A 14,271-nucleotide genomic window follows, 5' to 3' on the forward strand; every position below is an offset into this window, starting at 1 on the left:
CACGCGAGCTTGACCCGGCCTGACCCGACCCGACACGTGGGCCTGACCCGGCCTGACCCGACCCGACACGTGGGCCTGGCCTGACCCGACACGCGGGCCTGCAACGCCGAGACCACTGATCCCTTCCATATTCGGAAGGGATCAGTGGTCTCGATGCGCGTGTTTCGCCACGGCGGGCGCCGGCCGACCTAGCGCAGGCCCGAACGGGCGCGGGCCCGACCTAGCGCAGGCCCGACCAAGCGGGGACGACTCAGCGGGCGCGGCGGCGCAGACGCTCGACGTCTGAGATCAGGACCGCGCGGGCCTCGAGGCGGATCCAGCCGCGAGAGGCGAAGTCCGCGAGCGCCTTGTTGACCGTCTCACGGGAGGCGCCGACCAGCTGGGCGAGCTCCTCCTGGGTGAGGCCGTGGGCGACCATCACGCCGTCGTCCGTCTGGCGACCGAAGCGCTGGGCGAGGTCGAGGACGTTCTTGGCGACGCGGCCGGGGACGTCCGCGAAGACCAGGTCGGCGAGCGACTCGTTGGTCTTGCGCAGGCGGCGGGCCAGTGAGGCGAGCAGATGGCGGGCGACCTCCGGACGCTGGGCGAGGACCCGGTAGAGGTCCTGCTGCGAGAGCGAGAAGAGGGTCGACTCGGCGACCACGGTGGCGGTCGCGTTGCGCGGCGCCGGGTCGAAGAGGGACAGCTCGCCGAGCGTCTCGCCCGGGCCGAGCACCGCGAGCAGGTTCTCGCGGCCATCGCCCGAGGCGTGGCCCACCTTCACCTTGCCCGAACCGATGATGAACAGACGGTCGCCCGGATCCCCCTCACGGAAGATGATGGCGCTGCGGTGGTAGTCCTCCTGCTTCATCGACGCCAGCACGGCCTGCTTGCCGTCCTCGTCGAGCGCAGCGAACAACGGTGATGACCGTACGATGTTCTCGTCCACGGAACCTCCTGAGTGTGGGGCCCCGACTGCCGGGGCCGTGCTGTGAGACGCCTGTAACGGACGCCACGAAGACCGGTGGCGACTGTCACATGATGGTCAAACACTATCGTGCTCGCGGCGCAGAGGCCCGCCACCGGCCTGAGGAGGTGCTGTTCAGATGTCGAGGTCGGTTCTTCATGCGGACGACGGAGGCGACGCCGTGGCCGCTGCTGCCCGGGCTGACGGGGCGCTCGTCGCGGCCGCTCTGCAGGATCTCTACCCGGGGGCCCGCACTGAGCTCGACCACCGAGACGCACTGGAACTGCTGGTCGCGACGGTGCTTTCGGCACAGACCACCGACGTCCGCGTCAATCAGATCACCCCGGAGCTGTTCTCGCGCTGGCCCGATGCGACGGCACTCGCCGAAGCGGACGAGGCGGCGCTCACCGAGGTGGTGCGCCCGCTCGGAATGGGTGCGACACGGGCGCGTCGCCTGATCGGGCTGGGCCGGGGACTGGTCGAGCGGCATGACGGCGAGGTCCCTGACGACCAGACCGCGCTCGAGGAGCTGCCCGGTGTGGGCCGCAAGACCGCCCACGTGGTGCGCGGTGCGTGGTTCGGCCACTCGCTGCTGGCCGTCGACACGCATGTGGGTCGGCTCGCCCGGCGCCTGGGATGGTCCACGGCCGACAATCCGCGCAAGGTCGAGGAGGATCTGGTGGCTCACCTCGAGGCAGACGGCACCGGCGCCGAGGCCGAGGACCTGACCGTCCTCGGACTGCGCCTGATCCTCCACGGCCGCCGGGTCTGCATCGCACGGGCGCCCCGCTGCGGGGACTGCACCCTGCTCGAGCTCTGCCCCCAGGTGGGGGTCGCATGAGCGGCGCACCCCGTTCTGCTCTCCATCTCCCGGGAGATGCGCAGTTCCTCGCCCCTCTCGCGGCGCGCGCCTCGGCGGGCGAAGTGCTGGTCAGCCGCGACCCGGACCCGCGGGGCCCGGACCCCCGCGGGCGAGCGGTGCGCCGCAGCGCCGTGCTGATACACATCGCCGGCACGGGGCTCGACGATGCCCGAGTGGTGCTCGAGGAGCGCGGGCATGCGCTGCGCTCGCAGCCCGGGCAGTTCTCACTGCCCGGCGGGGGCCGTGACCCCGGGGACCGTGACGACGTCCACACCGCACTGCGGGAGGCGCAGGAGGAGACCGGACTGGATCCGGCCGACGCGCACGTGCTCGGCGCCTTCGCCCCGATCCCGATGCCCTGGCGCATCCAGCGCGTCACCCCGGTGCTGAGCTGGTCGCGGTCGGTGCCGCAGCTGGGCGTGCAGGACCCGCTCGAGGTCGAACGGCTGGTCTGGGCGCCGCTGACCGGCCCGGGCTCTCTGACCGATCCGGCGCACCGGCTCCGCGGACTGCTGGGCGGCCAGCGGGTGGGGCCGGCCTTCGATCTCCCCGGCGATGCGTTCGTCTGGGGCTTCACCGCGATGATCCTGGAGAAGGTGCTCACCGGGCTCGGGCTGGACCCGGTCTCCGACACCGCCCCGACCCGCGAGATCCCGCCCGAACGGCGCCGCTGACCCCGACGGCGGTGGCTGTCGTCACCTCGCGAGAATCCGCTCGCCAACCGCGGGTCAGGGCACGATAGACTCGAGTGTTGCCGGACGGTCTCCGGCAGCACCTCGGGGTGCAGCAGGAGCGGCCGGCACGGACGCTCCGCGGGCCCCGGACACCAGTACCAGCAGACCGATGAGCAGCAGACAAGGAATGGGATCCACGTGCCACGCGGCAAGGTGAAGTTCTACGACGCCGAGAAGGGGTTCGGCTTCATCCTCGACGACGAGGATGGTCAGAGTGTCTACGTGCACGCCTCGAATCTGCCCGAAGGGGTCAGCGCCCTCCGGCCCGGCGCCCGGGTCGACTTCGACATGGTCGATGGCCGCCGTGGCCCGCAGGTGCTCTCGATGCAGCTGCTCGAGCCGGCCCCGTCCGTCAGCCGCGCACGGCGCCAGAAGCCCGAGGAGATGGCGGGGATGGTGGAGGACCTGATCCGCCTGCTCGACGACGCCTCCAACGGGCTGCGTCAGGGTCGTTACCCCGATCGCGGGCATTCCCAGAAGATCGCCACCGTCCTCCGTGCCGTTGCCGACAACTTCGAGGCCTGAGATATGACGTCACCGACCACCGCCCCCCGCCGCGCCCGCACCGCTCGGCCGAAGCTGGACGCGATCGCGTCCGCTGCCATCGAGCTCGCGCGCGAGGCGCTGCTCGAGGTCACCGAGCCCGGCCAGGTCGGCGAGCACCTGCGGGTCGAGGCGAGCGGGGAACGGCTGGTCACACACGTCTTCGAGTGCACCATGCCCGGCTATCGCGGCTGGTCCTGGGTGGTGGTGCTGACCCGCGCCTCCCGCGCCAAGGCCGCGACCGTCGCCGAGACCGCACTGCTGCCCGGCGAGGAGGCGATCCTCGCTCCGGACTGGGAGCCCTGGTCCGAGCGGCTGAAGCCCTCGGATGTCGGCGCGGACGACCTGCTTCCGTACCGCGATGACGACGAGCGGCTCGAACAGGGCTACGAGGCCACCGGAGACGAGGACGCCGATCGCGTCGCCCTGTGGGAGCTGGGCCTGGGTCGCCCCCGGGTGCTCTCCTCAGAGGGTCGCAGCGAGGCCGCTGAGCGGTGGATCGAGGGCGACTTCGGGCCGCGGGAGACCTCCGGTCGTGGCCGTCGTGGGACCGTTGCGGCCAACTGCACCAGCTGCGGCTTCCTCTCCAAGCTCTCCGGTTCGCTGCGCGGCGAGTTCGGCGTCTGCACGAACGAGTGGTCCCCGGCGGACGGTCGCGTCGTGCACCTCAACTTCGGATGCGGTGCACATTCCGAGACCGGTCAGCAGGAAGAGGACCGGGAGATCCCCCGCAGCAGCGGTGTGATCGTCGACGAGCTCGACGTCGAATTCCAGCACGACGCACCGGCCGGCCAGGACGCACCGGCCGACGCCGCGGCACCCGCGACTGCTGAAGTCGCCGAGGCCACCGAGGCCACCGAGGCCGCTGAGGTGGATTCCCCCGAAGCGCCCGCGACTCCCGAGGCGGACTCGCCCGAGGACTGAACCGCACTCGCGGTCCGTACTTGCAGTCATGTGCGCTTCTGTTCCACGTCCTGGAACGGAAGCGCACATGACTGCGTGGTGGCCGGGCCTGTGGGTGGTCTGAACCTGTGCGGTGGCCGGGCCTGATCGGCAGCACGGAGCTGGCGCCGGTGTGGGCGGCGTCTTAGAGCCTGTCGCCGTCAGTGCAGGGAGACGGCGACGCGGGCCAGGAGGGCCTCGATCGCGAGCAGCGGAGGCACGTTCCCGCTGATGCGCTCCCGTGCTTCCTGCACCGCCTCGAGCAGACCCAGCGTGATCCGCCCGGAGCCCCGCGCGGCAGCCTGCTCGATCTCGGAGGTTACGTCGATATTGACCAGCTCCGAGCCGGTGCCCAGCTGACGGCTCAGCACATCGCGGAGCACGGAGTGTGCATCCAGCAGGTAGCGGTCCAGCACATCGCGGACCAGACGGGTCTGCCGCCGCTTGGCATCTTCTTCGAGCTGACGCATCTGTGAGCGCAGGGACGGTGGCACCTTGCCATCCTCGATCCCGGCCGAGTGCAGGAAGCGCTCCTTCTCCTCCGCGGCGACCAGGTCCGCATGCTCCTTCGCCTCGGCGGTGGCGCGGTCCACCAGCGTCTGGGCAGCGAGCACCGCCTGACCGGCACCGCGCAGGGAGAGCAGGGTGCGCGCGGACTCCTCGCGGGCCGCCAGCGCGCCCTGCTGGGTGGCGTAGCGCAGCGCCAGCCCGATGTGCCCCTGGGCGGCGCGCGCAGCGCGCACCGCAAGGGCCTCGTCGACACCGTCACGGCGTCGCAGGAGCTCGGCGACCACAGCCGAGGACGGCACCGAGAGCGACACCAGGCGGCAGCGGGAACGGATGGTGGGCGCGAGGTCCTCGGCGGAGGGGGCGCACAGCATCCACACGGTCGACGGCGGCGGCTCCTCGATGGATTTGAGCAGCACGTTGAAGGTGCCGGCGGTCATCCGGTCGGCGTCCTCCACGATCAGCACCCGATGGCGACCGGTGGCGGGAGATCGCTGGGCGGTCATCACCAGCGCGCGCACCTCCTCCTTCGCGATCGAGAGCTTGTCGGTGGCGACCACAGTGACGTCCGGGTGGGTACCGGCGAGGGTGGTGCGGCAGGCGCGGCACTGCCCGCAGCCGCTGCCCTGCTCGCACTGCAGGGTGGCTGCGAAGGCGCGGGCGGCGGTCGAACGGCCCGAGCCAGGGGGCCCGGTCACCAGCCAGGCCTGCGCGAGGGAACCCTCGGGAGAGGCGGCACGACGGAACTGGGCGACGGCAGCTTCCTGCCCCACGACGTCGGCCCACACCCCACCGCGAGTGCCGAAACCGGTCGCGGTCACTGCTCGTCCCGGTGCCGGGTGGGCGGAGCCGGTTCGAAGGTGGGATCGAACAGGCCCAGCACCTCGGCGACGGCCGTGAGCACACGTGCATGGACCTCGTCGCGCGGGAGCGTCCCATCGATCACCGCGTAGCGTGTCGGATCCGCGGCGGCGAGGTCGAGGAACTCCTGGCGCACCGACTCGTGGAAGGCCAGGCCAGCCTCCTCGAGCCGGTCCAGGGTGGCCGGGTCACGACGCTCATCGAGGGTCTGGGTCGACACATCCAGCAGGATCGTGCGGTGGGGGAGCAGACCCTCGACCGCCCAGAGCGACAGCGAGGTGATCTCGTCGGCATCCAGGTCACGCCCGGCACCCTGGTACGCGACCGAGGAGTCGAGATAGCGATCGCTGAGCACCAGCCCACCGCGCGCCAGATGCGGACGCACCACGGTGGAGATGTGGTGTGCACGGTCCGCGGCGTACAGCAGCGCCTCCGCACGGGGCTCCACATGCTCGCCGTGCAGCAGCAGCTCACGGATGCTCTCGCCGAGCGGAGTGCCGCCCGGCTCCCGGGTGGTGAGGATGAGGTCCTCAGCGACGGAGCGCTCGGTGACCAGGTGGTCCCGCAGCATCTGCATCTGGGTGGACTTCCCGGCGCCGTCACCTCCCTCGAAGGAGATGAACACTCCGCGCCGTGGCGGATGCGGTGAAGGGATGCGCAGGCCACGCACCGGTTCCAGGAGGCTCATGCGGTCACCTCGCCGGGATAGACCACTCCCAGCTCCGTTCGCATCGCGTCCATCGTGGACATCACGCTGAGGGTGTCCGCCCAGCTCATCAGCGGGGATTCGAGCTCGCCGGCGGTGATCCGACGGGCCGCCTCGGCGATCTCGTAGGCCATGCCGTCTCCGCGCGCACCGGGATGTTCGAATTGGGCCGAGCGCCCGTCATGGAGGGACACTGTCAGGGTGCCGGGAGCGAAGAACGGACCGGACAGCCGGGCCGTTCCCGCGGTGCCGCTGACGAAGGCCTCGGTGGGGGTGCGGGCCAGCAACGTCGCGGACAGGCGCGCGCGGCCGCTCTGCTGGCCCTGGGCGAGGACCGCGATGTAGGCGTCGACTGCGGTGTCGGTGAGGTGGCCGCGCACGGCGAGGTCGGAGAGATCACCGAGCACCATCTGCGCGAAGGAGACCGGGTAGACACCGAGATCGAGCAGAGCACCGCCGCCGAGCTCGGGAGCGAACATGCGATGCGTGGGATCCGCGGGGAAGGTCTGTCCGTGGTCCGCGGTGACCTCGATGATCTCGCCGAGCAGACCGGAAGCGATCACCTGACGGAGCACGTCGTACTGCGGCAGGAAGCGAGCCCACATCGCCTCCATCGCGAACACTCCGCGCTCACGGGCGAGGTCCAGCAGATCGCGGGCCTCGCCCACGTTGAGGGTGAAGGCCTTCTCCACGAGCACGGGGATGCCCGCCTCGAGCACCGGCCGGGTCAGGGCATGGTGCTGGGCATGGGGGGAGGCGACGTAGACGGCATCCAGCCCGCCCGCGGCGAGCATCTCCTCGACGGAGTCGAAGGCTCGCTCGATGCCGTGCTTCTGCGCGAACTCCTCGGCGCGCTGCGAAGAGCGGGAGACGACGGAGACCACCCGGGAGGCGGTGGCACGGTACGCGGTGGCCGTGAACTGGTCAGCGATATGGCCCGGAGAGATCACGCCCCAGCGCAGACCCGGCGCGGCGGCCGGGTCGAGGACGGTGGTGGGCGGCAGCGTCAGCGAGGGTGCTGCCGCAGGCGCTTCGGATGCGTCGGTCTCGGTCATGGGTCCAATCTATCGGTTGGGCTGGCACCCGGTCCGCTCTCGGCGAATCCACAGGTGATGGGGTCTGTGGAGGGAGCGCAGTCGGTGCTCGATCGGTACCTGAACCCCTCCCGGATGCTCCTACACTGGTGACATCGAGCACACGTGGTGCTCGCGTCAGAACAAAGGAGTTTCGGCATGCTCAACAGCACTTCTCGTCCTCTCGCCTCGCGGCGCACGGTCCTCGCCGCCGGCGGCGTGACGACGGCGGCCGCGGCGCTGGCCGCGTGTTCCGGTGGGTCCTCCGATGGTGGTGGCGGCGGTGGCGATGCGCCCGCCGCGGACTTCGAGGAGCGGGGCCCGATCACCCTGGCCAAGGGCAAGGACACCACGGGCAAGCTCGCCGAGTTCCTGGAGACCTGGAACTCGGAGCACCCGGATGAGGAGGTGACGCTCATCGAGCTGCCCGAGTCCTCCGACGAGCAGCGCCGTCAGATGATCAACAACGCGCAGGCGAAATCCGATGCGTACACCGTGCTCGGGCTGGACGTGGTCTGGACCGCCGAGTTCGCGGCGAACCAGTGGGTTGTCGAGCTGCCGCAGGACAAGTTCCCGCTCGATGACCTGATCCCCGCCACGGTGACGACCGCCACCTACTTCGACAAGCTCTACGGGGTCCCCTTCATCACGAACGCGGAGCTGCTGTTCTCCCGCACCGACCTGCTCGAGCAGGCAGGGCTCGACGGCCCTCCCGAGACCTTCGAAGAGATGTACGCCGCGATCGAGACGCTCCAGAAGGAGGATCCGGAACTGCTCGGCTTCGGCTCCCAGTACTCCAAGTACGAGGGGCTGACCGTCCAGGCGGCCGGACTCGTGGCGTCGGCGGGTGGCGAGCTCTTCGACGCCGAGGGCAAGCCCCACGCCGATTCGGCGGAGGCGCTCACCGGGATCCAGACCGTCCGTGACGGTTTCGATAAGGGCTTCATCCCCCAGGAGGCGCTGACCTACAAGGAGGAGGAGTCCCGCGCGGCCTACCAGGACGGCCGCCTCGCCTTCTTGCAGAACTGGCCGTACGTCTGGGCGCTGGGCCAGGCAGAGGACGGCTCCTCGTCGGTCAACGGGAAGATGGTCGCCAGCCTGGTGCCCGGGTTCGACGGGCCCGGCAGCTCGACGCTCGGCGGGCTGAACCTCGGGGTGAGCGCCTTCGCGAAGAACAAGGGCACCGCCGTCGACTTCATCTCCTTCATGGTCGATGCCGTCCAGCAGAAGGAATGGGGTCTCGCGACCGCGCAGGCTCCGGCGAACGTCGGCGTCTACGAGGATGCGGACATGCTCGAGGCGTTCCCGTTCCTGCCGCAGCTGAAGGAGGCGATCGACAACGGGGCCAGCCGTCCCGCCGTCGTCCAGTACGGCGAGGTGACCCAGGCGATCCAGGAGGCGGCCTACGCCTGCTTCTCCGGTGAGACGGATGCCGAGCCAGCGATGAAGGATCTGCAGACCAAGCTGACCGAGCTCACGGCGCAATGACTTCCACCGCCGCTCGCTCCGCGACGATCGGCGGCAGGCGTGGGAAGAGAATCGGCGGCGACCACGGCAGGATGGCGTACCTCCTCCTGCTCCCCACGCTGGTCCTGCTCGCGCTCGTCGTCGGCTTCCCGCTGGTGCTGTCTGCCTGGCAGTCCCTGATGCAGTCGGGCCAGGGGATCGACCCGGCCACCGGACTGATCATCAAGGGCGACACGTTCGTCGGACTGGACAACTACATCGACGCGGTCACCGGCACGGGCGCCGGGGCAGGGTTCTGGAACGCGTTCTGGAACACCACCCTGTTCACCGTCGTCGGTGTGAGCATCGAGACCGTGCTCGGCGTCGCGATGGCGCTGATCATGGCCAAGGCGATGCGCGCGACCGGGCTGGTGCGCGCCTCGATCCTGATCCCGTGGGCGATCCCCACGGTGGTCTCGGCCCTGATGTGGCAGCTGATCTTCGATGCGAACGGCATCGCGAACCGGCTGCTCGACTACCAGGTGCTGTGGACCACCGAGGGCTGGCAGGCCAAGGCCGCGGTGCTCATCGCCGACATCTGGAAGACGGCCCCGTACATCGGTCTGCTCACCCTTGCCGGGCTGCAGACCATCGACAAGCAGGTCTACGAGGCGGCGACCGTCGACGGCGCGAATCGCTGGCAGACCTTCTGGAGGATCACCCTCCCGCTGGTGCGCCCGGTGCTCGTGGTAGCGGTGCTGTTCCGGCTCCTCGACGCGATGCGCATGTTCGACCTGCCGTACGTGCTGCTGGGGACCCTGGACTCTGGCCAGACCCTCTCCATGCTCGCCACCGACGCCGCCGCCAAGACGAACTTCGGTGCCGCCTCCGCGTACTCGATGGTGCTGTTCGCGTACATCTGCCTGGTGGCGTTCCTGTTCATCAAACTGCTCGGGGCCGACGTCATCGGTGATCAGAACCGTCCGCCGAAGAAGAGGCGAGTCCCGCGCCGCCTGCGCACGACCTCCGAAGGGAGCATGCCATGAGCACCGCCACCACCACCGAGGTCGTCTCCCGCACGGGCGAGGTGCTGAAGCCCAAGAAACACAAGGGCCGGATCCTCGGCTCCGTCGTCATCGCGCTGGGCATCGCGTTCATCCTGGTGTACTGCCTCGCGCCGTTCTACTGGATGATCGTCTCCGCGCTGCGCCGGCCCAGCGAGGGCCGCTCGACGGAGCTGATCCCGAGCCCGATCAGCGTCGAGAACTTCATCGCGGTCTTCGACCCGTCGAACCACTTCGCCCGCGCTCTGCTGAACTCGCTGATCGTCGCCGGCAGCACCACACTGCTGGTCCTCGTGCTGGGCGTGTTCGGCGCCTACGCGCTGGCCCGGCTCGATTTCCGCGGCAAGGTGCTGGTCATGTTCCTCATCGTGGCGACCTCGATGTTCCCGGTCGTCACGCTCGTGGTCCCGCTGTTGAAGCTGTTCAGCGGCGGTTTCGTGTGGTTCCCTTTCAACTGGATCAACACCTACCAGGCGATGATCCTGCCGACGATCTCGTTCGCGCTGCCACTGGCGGTGTGGAACCTCAACGCGTTCTTCCGGCAGCTGCCGGTCGAGCTCGAGCAGGCGGCGATGATCGATGGGACCACCCGCTTCGGGGCGTTCCGCAGGGTCATCCTGCCGCTGGCCGCGCCCGGGGTGTTCACCACGGCGATCATCACCTTCATCGCGGCGTGGAACGAGTTCCTCATCGCGCTGACGATGGTGAACGCGCCGCTGATGCAGACCGCGAACGTCGCGATCTCGAAGTTCACCGGCATCTCGCAATTCGACACCCCGTACGGCACGAAGATGGCCGCCGGCGTGATCGTGACGGTGCCGCTGATCATCATGGTGCTGATCTTCCAGCGCCGCATCATCGGCGGTCTCGCCGCCGGATCGGTCAAGTGACCGGGAGGCGCAGAGAGGCACGGGGATCCGTGGTGATCCGCTGAGCAGCGGACGACGACAGACGGGGCGGGGCGACATCGGTCGCCCCGCCCCGTCCGTGGTTCTGCGGGCTACCCCTTCACGGAGCCTGCTGTCATGCCGCGCACCAGGAAGCGCTGGAGGCCGAAGAAGACCAGCATCGGGATCACCATCGAGACGAAGGCGCCGGCGGTCAGGAGCTCGGCGCCCTGACCCTGGGTGCCCAGCATCTGCTGCAGGTTCACGATGATGGTCTTGTTCTCGCCGCCGCCCAGGAACAGCTTGGCGATGAGCAGGTCGTTCCACACCCACAGGAACTGCAGGGTGGCGAAGGCGGCGATCGCGGGGGAGGACATCGGAGCGACCAGGCGCCAGAACGTCTGGAAGTGCGAGGCTCCGTCGATCTTCGCGCTCTCCACGACCGAGCCCGGCAGGGTGGCCATGTAGTTGCGCAGGATGTACACCGCCAGCGGCATGCCGAAGCCGGTGTGCAGCATCCACACCGCCACGAACTGTCCGTTGATCCCGAGCCCTCGCGGGCCGAGCATGTCCAGCATCGGCTGGAAGGCGACCTGGATCGGGACCACCATCAGCGCGACGATGACGATGAACAGCACGTCCTTGCCGGGGAACTGGATGAACGTGAACGCATACGCGGCGAAGGCCGCGAACATGATCGGCAGCACCGTCGCCGGCACCGCCACCACGACCGAGTTGACCAGCGAGCTGGTCGTCGAGGAGTTCGAGAGCACGGCCGTGTAGTTGTCCAGCGTCCACCCGCCCTCCCACAGCGAGGTCCACCAGCCGGTGGAGGCCGCGGCCTCGCGCGTGCGCAGGCTCGTCACCAGCAGACCGATCGTGGGGATCGTCCACAGCAGCGCCAGCAGCGGCATCGCGATCATGGCCAGGGGGGAGCGCTTGCGTCCGTCCTTCATGGTGCCGTTCATCGGTTCGCCTCCTGCTGCCTGAAGCTCTTGACCTGGTAGATCAGGATCGGGATCACCAGGATCAGGAGCACGACCACGATGGCCGAGGCCTGCCCGGCCTGCTGATCGGTGAACAGCTTGCGGAAGAAGAGGTTCGCGATCACGTCGGAGTCGTACAGACCGTTGGTGGTGACGTAGATCAGATCGAACACCTTCAGCACCAGGATCAGCACCGTGATCAGCACGGCGAGGAGGGTGGGCCGCACCTGCGGGAAGATGATCTGCCAGAAGATGCGCATCTCACCGGCGCCGTCCATCCGCCCCGCCTCGACGGTGTCCTCGGGGACGCCCTTGATCGCGGAGCTGATCAGCACCATCGCGAAGCCCGTCTGCATCCAGATCAGGATCACCATCAGCGCGATCGAGTTCAGCCGACCTGTCTCGATCTGGTACCACGGCTGCGGATCCCCGCCGAGGGTGGTGACGATGGCGTTCAGGAGCCCGGTCTGGGCGTCGCCGGGCGAGTTGTAGGCGTAGACCAGGATCCAGATCGTCGCCGCTCCCACGAAGCTGATCGCCATCGGCAGGAAGATCATCGACTTCGCGGCGTTCTCCCCGGCCGGGGAGAGCTTGTCCGCGAGCACCGCGACGGCCAGGCCGAAGGCGACCGTGACCACCGGGACGATGAGGATCCACAGGAAGTTGTTCAGCAGCGTGGACCAGAAGTGCCCGCTGGAGAAGATCGCCTCGTAGTTGGCCAGCCCCACCCACGCCGTCGAGTCGTCGTTGGCGAAGGAGTACACGATCGTCTGCACGGTCGGGTACAGCAGGAACAGGGCGATCAGGCTGAACCCCGGGAGCAGGAACGCGTAGGGGATGAGCCCGGCCGCGAACCGGGTGGGGAAGCCCTCGATGCAGATGTTCAGGAAGTAGAAGAACACCACCGAACCGCCGATGCCGACGATCAGCCCCAGCAGCCCGATGAGGATCCCGGAGTTCGCGAACCAGTCCGGGTAGTAGGCGAAGGCGAGGAAGGCGTTGCAGACGACCCAGGCGGTCACCGCCATCCCGATGATGCCCACGAGCACGCGCACCGGGCGTGCGCCGCCGCGTCCCCGGTCCTCGGCCTCCGTCGGTCCCTCCGACCCCGTGCGGGTCGCGGTCGCGGTGGTCATTCCGGCCACCCGTTCTCGATCTCGTCGCAGACCTCCTGGGAGGTCTTCGCGCCCTGCAGCCACTCGACCATGCCCTTCCAGAAGGAGCCCGAGCCGACGGCCGTCGGCATCAGGTCCGAGGCGTCGTAGCGGAAGACCGCCGCTCCGGAGGCGATCTCGGCGACCTGCCGGGTGATCTCGTCGGAGTACTGCGAGAGGTCGAAGGTGCGGTGAGGGCTCAGCCAGCCGCCGGCCTGTGCCCACTCGGCCCCGAAGGCGTCCGAGGCCATGAACTCCATGACCTTCACGGTGTCGTCGTTAAGGGTGAACAGGGCGGCCAGATCGCCGCCGCCCAGGATCGGCTGGCCGTCGAAGCCGTCCTCCCAGGTGGGCATCGCGTAGACGCCGACCTCCTCGTCCATGTTCGCCATGACGTCCTCGGGGAAGAAGCCGGTGACGAAGTTGCCCTGGCGCACGAGCATCGCCTTCGGCGGATCCTCGAACAGGGGCAGCGGCGCCTCGGAGAAGGGGGTGTTGATGATGGCGTCGGTGCCGCCGAGCACATTGCCCTCGGTCTTCAGCAGATCGCCGACCAGATCGAAGACCTGCACGACCTCCTCGGAGTTGAAGGGGAGGCGGTGCTTGACCCAGTCGTCGTAGACCACCGGGCCGTGGACGCGGAGCATGAACTCCTCGATCCAGTCCGTGCCCACCCAGCCCGTCGCCTGGTCGGCGCCCCAGCCGTCGGACCACGGCGCGATGCCGTCGGCCTTGATCTGCTCGGTGATCTCGTAGAGCTCCTGCATGGTGGCGGGCTTGTCGCCGTAGCCGCCCTCCTCGTAGGCCTTCTTCGGGAACCACAGCAGCGACTTGCACGCCATGCGCATCGGGGCGCCGTAGACGCGGCCCTGCAGCCGGGCAGAGTCGAGGAAGCCCGGGATCAGGGTCGAGTTCAGCTGGTCGTAGTCCAGGAACACGTCGATCGGGGTGATCATCCCCTTCGCGGCCAGATCGAACATGCCGCCGGGCTGGGGGAACAGGGCGATATCGGGGGCGTCGCCCGCTCCCGCGCGCTGCTGGATGGTGTTGGTGAAGTCGGTGTCCGGGGTGTAGGCGATGGTGATGCCGGAGTCGGACTGGAACTTCTCGAGCGAGGCGAGGAACGCCTCCTCCTCCTGGCCGCCGAAGGCGCCGAGGATGCTCACCGTGCCCGAGCCGGGGGTGTCTCCCGGGGTGTACCGCTCGACCGGACCGCTGCCACCGCCACCGGCAGGGTCGGGATTCTGGAGGCATCCGGTCATCCCGAGGGCGGCGGTGGCCGCGGCTCCGGACATGACCGCACGCCGACTGGGACGTCGAGCCATGATCACTCCTTTGTGAGTCGACAAGGTGCTTATGGTCACACTGTAGGCGTGATCGAGCTCGCGACCAGCATCGGAGACGGTTCGCTGCGGTGGTGATGCCGTCTCGTGATGAGATAAGCGCTTCCCGGTCCCGTCCTGCGCGCACAGGGGGAACCAGCCCTGCTCGCACAGAACAGAGGGCACGGACCGTCATGGTCCGTGCCCTCTGCTCGCGCGGCCCTCAGGGGCCGAGCGC

The 14,271-nt window shown here is 69.0% G+C and carries 14 protein-coding genes; 7 read left to right on the forward strand and 7 right to left on the reverse strand.

Features of this window, described 5'->3' with window-relative positions:
- Nucleotides 1-250 precede the first annotated feature (250 nt).
- A complete protein-coding gene (locus ACT3T9_RS02840; RefSeq protein WP_345076476.1) occupies nucleotides 251-928 on the reverse strand; it encodes a Crp/Fnr family transcriptional regulator in 678 nt (225 codons plus the stop codon).
- Between the two features lie 199 nt (nucleotides 929-1,127).
- Here ACT3T9_RS02840 and ACT3T9_RS02845 point away from each other — a divergent pair, with 199 nt between their 5' ends.
- The 4 genes from ACT3T9_RS02845 to ACT3T9_RS02860 all read left to right on the forward strand — a co-directional run bounded on the left by ACT3T9_RS02845 (nucleotide 1,128) and on the right by ACT3T9_RS02860 (nucleotide 4,009).
- Nucleotides 1,128-1,787, forward strand: a complete 660-nt coding sequence (locus tag ACT3T9_RS02845; RefSeq protein ID WP_441443702.1) for an endonuclease III domain-containing protein — start codon at nucleotides 1,128-1,130, stop codon at nucleotides 1,785-1,787.
- The gene (locus ACT3T9_RS02850; RefSeq protein ID WP_444605932.1) at nucleotides 1,784-2,482 is read left to right on the forward strand and encodes an NUDIX hydrolase; all 699 of its coding nucleotides are present in this window, start codon (nucleotides 1,784-1,786) and stop codon (nucleotides 2,480-2,482) included. The genes ACT3T9_RS02845 and ACT3T9_RS02850 overlap by 4 nt, the downstream gene beginning before the upstream one ends.
- A gap of 198 nt (nucleotides 2,483-2,680) precedes the next feature.
- Nucleotides 2,681-3,067, forward strand: coding sequence for a cold-shock protein (locus ACT3T9_RS02855; RefSeq protein ID WP_441443704.1), 387 nt, complete (start codon nucleotides 2,681-2,683; stop codon nucleotides 3,065-3,067).
- A 3-nt stretch (nucleotides 3,068-3,070) separates the two neighbouring features.
- Nucleotides 3,071-4,009: a DUF3027 domain-containing protein gene (locus ACT3T9_RS02860; protein WP_444605933.1), complete on the forward strand. Its 939-nt coding sequence runs from the start codon at nucleotides 3,071-3,073 to the stop codon at nucleotides 4,007-4,009.
- Nucleotides 4,010-4,188: 179 nt separating this feature from the next.
- Here the strand turns inward: ACT3T9_RS02860 and ACT3T9_RS02865 are convergent, their stop codons facing one another.
- Genes ACT3T9_RS02865 through ACT3T9_RS02875 form a run of 3 tightly spaced genes read right to left on the reverse strand, consistent with a single transcriptional unit; the run spans nucleotide 4,189 to nucleotide 7,156 of the window.
- A complete protein-coding gene (locus tag ACT3T9_RS02865) occupies nucleotides 4,189-5,355 on the reverse strand; it encodes a DNA polymerase III subunit delta' (protein ID WP_444605934.1) in 1,167 nt (388 codons plus the stop codon).
- Nucleotides 5,352-6,083, reverse strand: a complete 732-nt coding sequence (tmk, locus tag ACT3T9_RS02870; protein WP_444605935.1) for a dTMP kinase — start codon at nucleotides 6,081-6,083, stop codon at nucleotides 5,352-5,354. Before tmk ends, ACT3T9_RS02865 begins: the two co-directional genes overlap by 4 nt.
- Nucleotides 6,080-7,156 carry a Gfo/Idh/MocA family protein gene (locus ACT3T9_RS02875; RefSeq protein WP_441443708.1) on the reverse strand — a complete coding sequence of 359 codons (1,077 nt, stop codon included), beginning with the start codon at nucleotides 7,154-7,156 and terminating at the stop codon, nucleotides 6,080-6,082. Before ACT3T9_RS02875 ends, tmk begins: the two co-directional genes overlap by 4 nt.
- 177 nt (nucleotides 7,157-7,333) lie before the next feature.
- Between ACT3T9_RS02875 and ACT3T9_RS02880 the strand changes: the two genes are divergently transcribed.
- The 3 genes from ACT3T9_RS02880 (at nucleotide 7,334) to ACT3T9_RS02890 (ending at nucleotide 10,574) form a co-directional block, all read left to right on the forward strand.
- Nucleotides 7,334-8,662 carry an ABC transporter substrate-binding protein gene (locus ACT3T9_RS02880; protein WP_441443709.1) on the forward strand — a complete coding sequence of 443 codons (1,329 nt, stop codon included), beginning with the start codon at nucleotides 7,334-7,336 and terminating at the stop codon, nucleotides 8,660-8,662.
- Nucleotides 8,663-8,733: 71 nt separating this feature from the next.
- Nucleotides 8,734-9,666, forward strand: a complete 933-nt coding sequence (locus ACT3T9_RS02885) for a carbohydrate ABC transporter permease (protein WP_441443710.1) — start codon at nucleotides 8,734-8,736, stop codon at nucleotides 9,664-9,666.
- On the forward strand, nucleotides 9,663-10,574 hold the full coding sequence (locus ACT3T9_RS02890) for a carbohydrate ABC transporter permease (protein ID WP_299299298.1): 912 nt from the start codon (nucleotides 9,663-9,665) through the stop codon (nucleotides 10,572-10,574). The genes ACT3T9_RS02885 and ACT3T9_RS02890 overlap by 4 nt, the downstream gene beginning before the upstream one ends.
- A gap of 110 nt (nucleotides 10,575-10,684) precedes the next feature.
- On the opposite strand, the gene ACT3T9_RS02895 is transcribed toward ACT3T9_RS02890, so the two are convergent.
- From ACT3T9_RS02895 to ACT3T9_RS02905, 3 genes are read right to left on the reverse strand one after another with little or no spacing between them, the layout of a single operon-like run.
- Entirely contained in the window at nucleotides 10,685-11,539 is an 855-nt protein-coding gene (locus tag ACT3T9_RS02895) for a carbohydrate ABC transporter permease (RefSeq protein ID WP_441443711.1), read from the reverse strand.
- Entirely contained in the window at nucleotides 11,536-12,693 is a 1,158-nt protein-coding gene (locus ACT3T9_RS02900; protein ID WP_330885706.1) for a carbohydrate ABC transporter permease, read from the reverse strand. Before ACT3T9_RS02900 ends, ACT3T9_RS02895 begins: the two co-directional genes overlap by 4 nt.
- Complete coding sequence (locus tag ACT3T9_RS02905; RefSeq protein ID WP_442331785.1) at nucleotides 12,690-14,036, reverse strand: ABC transporter substrate-binding protein; 1,347 nt, start codon at nucleotides 14,034-14,036, stop codon at nucleotides 12,690-12,692. The genes ACT3T9_RS02900 and ACT3T9_RS02905 overlap by 4 nt, the downstream gene beginning before the upstream one ends.
- Nucleotides 14,037-14,271 lie beyond the last annotated feature (235 nt).

Source organism: Brachybacterium sp. AOP29-B2-41 (assembly GCF_052378395.1).
GTDB lineage: Bacteria > Actinomycetota > Actinomycetes > Actinomycetales > Dermabacteraceae > Brachybacterium.

Bases quoted from the DNA above. Each gene is read 5' to 3' on its own strand.
- ACT3T9_RS02880 (WP_441443709.1), top strand. From the start codon at position 7,334: ATGCTCAACAGCACTTCTCGTCCTCTCGCCTCGCGGCGCACGGTCCTC.
- ACT3T9_RS02895 (WP_441443711.1), bottom strand. From the start codon at position 11,539: ATGAACGGCACCATGAAGGACGGACGCAAGCGCTCCCCCCTGGCCATG.
- ACT3T9_RS02885 (WP_441443710.1), top strand. From the start codon at position 8,734: ATGGCGTACCTCCTCCTGCTCCCCACGCTGGTCCTGCTCGCGCTCGTC.
- ACT3T9_RS02900 (WP_330885706.1), bottom strand. From the start codon at position 12,693: ATGACCACCGCGACCGCGACCCGCACGGGGTCGGAGGGACCGACGGAG.
- ACT3T9_RS02860 (WP_444605933.1), top strand. From the start codon at position 3,071: ATGACGTCACCGACCACCGCCCCCCGCCGCGCCCGCACCGCTCGGCCG.
- ACT3T9_RS02890 (WP_299299298.1), top strand. From the start codon at position 9,663: ATGAGCACCGCCACCACCACCGAGGTCGTCTCCCGCACGGGCGAGGTG.
- ACT3T9_RS02875 (WP_441443708.1), bottom strand. From the start codon at position 7,156: ATGACCGAGACCGACGCATCCGAAGCGCCTGCGGCAGCACCCTCGCTG.
- tmk (WP_444605935.1), bottom strand. From the start codon at position 6,083: ATGAGCCTCCTGGAACCGGTGCGTGGCCTGCGCATCCCTTCACCGCAT.
- ACT3T9_RS02850 (WP_444605932.1), top strand. From the start codon at position 1,784: ATGAGCGGCGCACCCCGTTCTGCTCTCCATCTCCCGGGAGATGCGCAG.
- ACT3T9_RS02905 (WP_442331785.1), bottom strand. From the start codon at position 14,036: ATGGCTCGACGTCCCAGTCGGCGTGCGGTCATGTCCGGAGCCGCGGCC.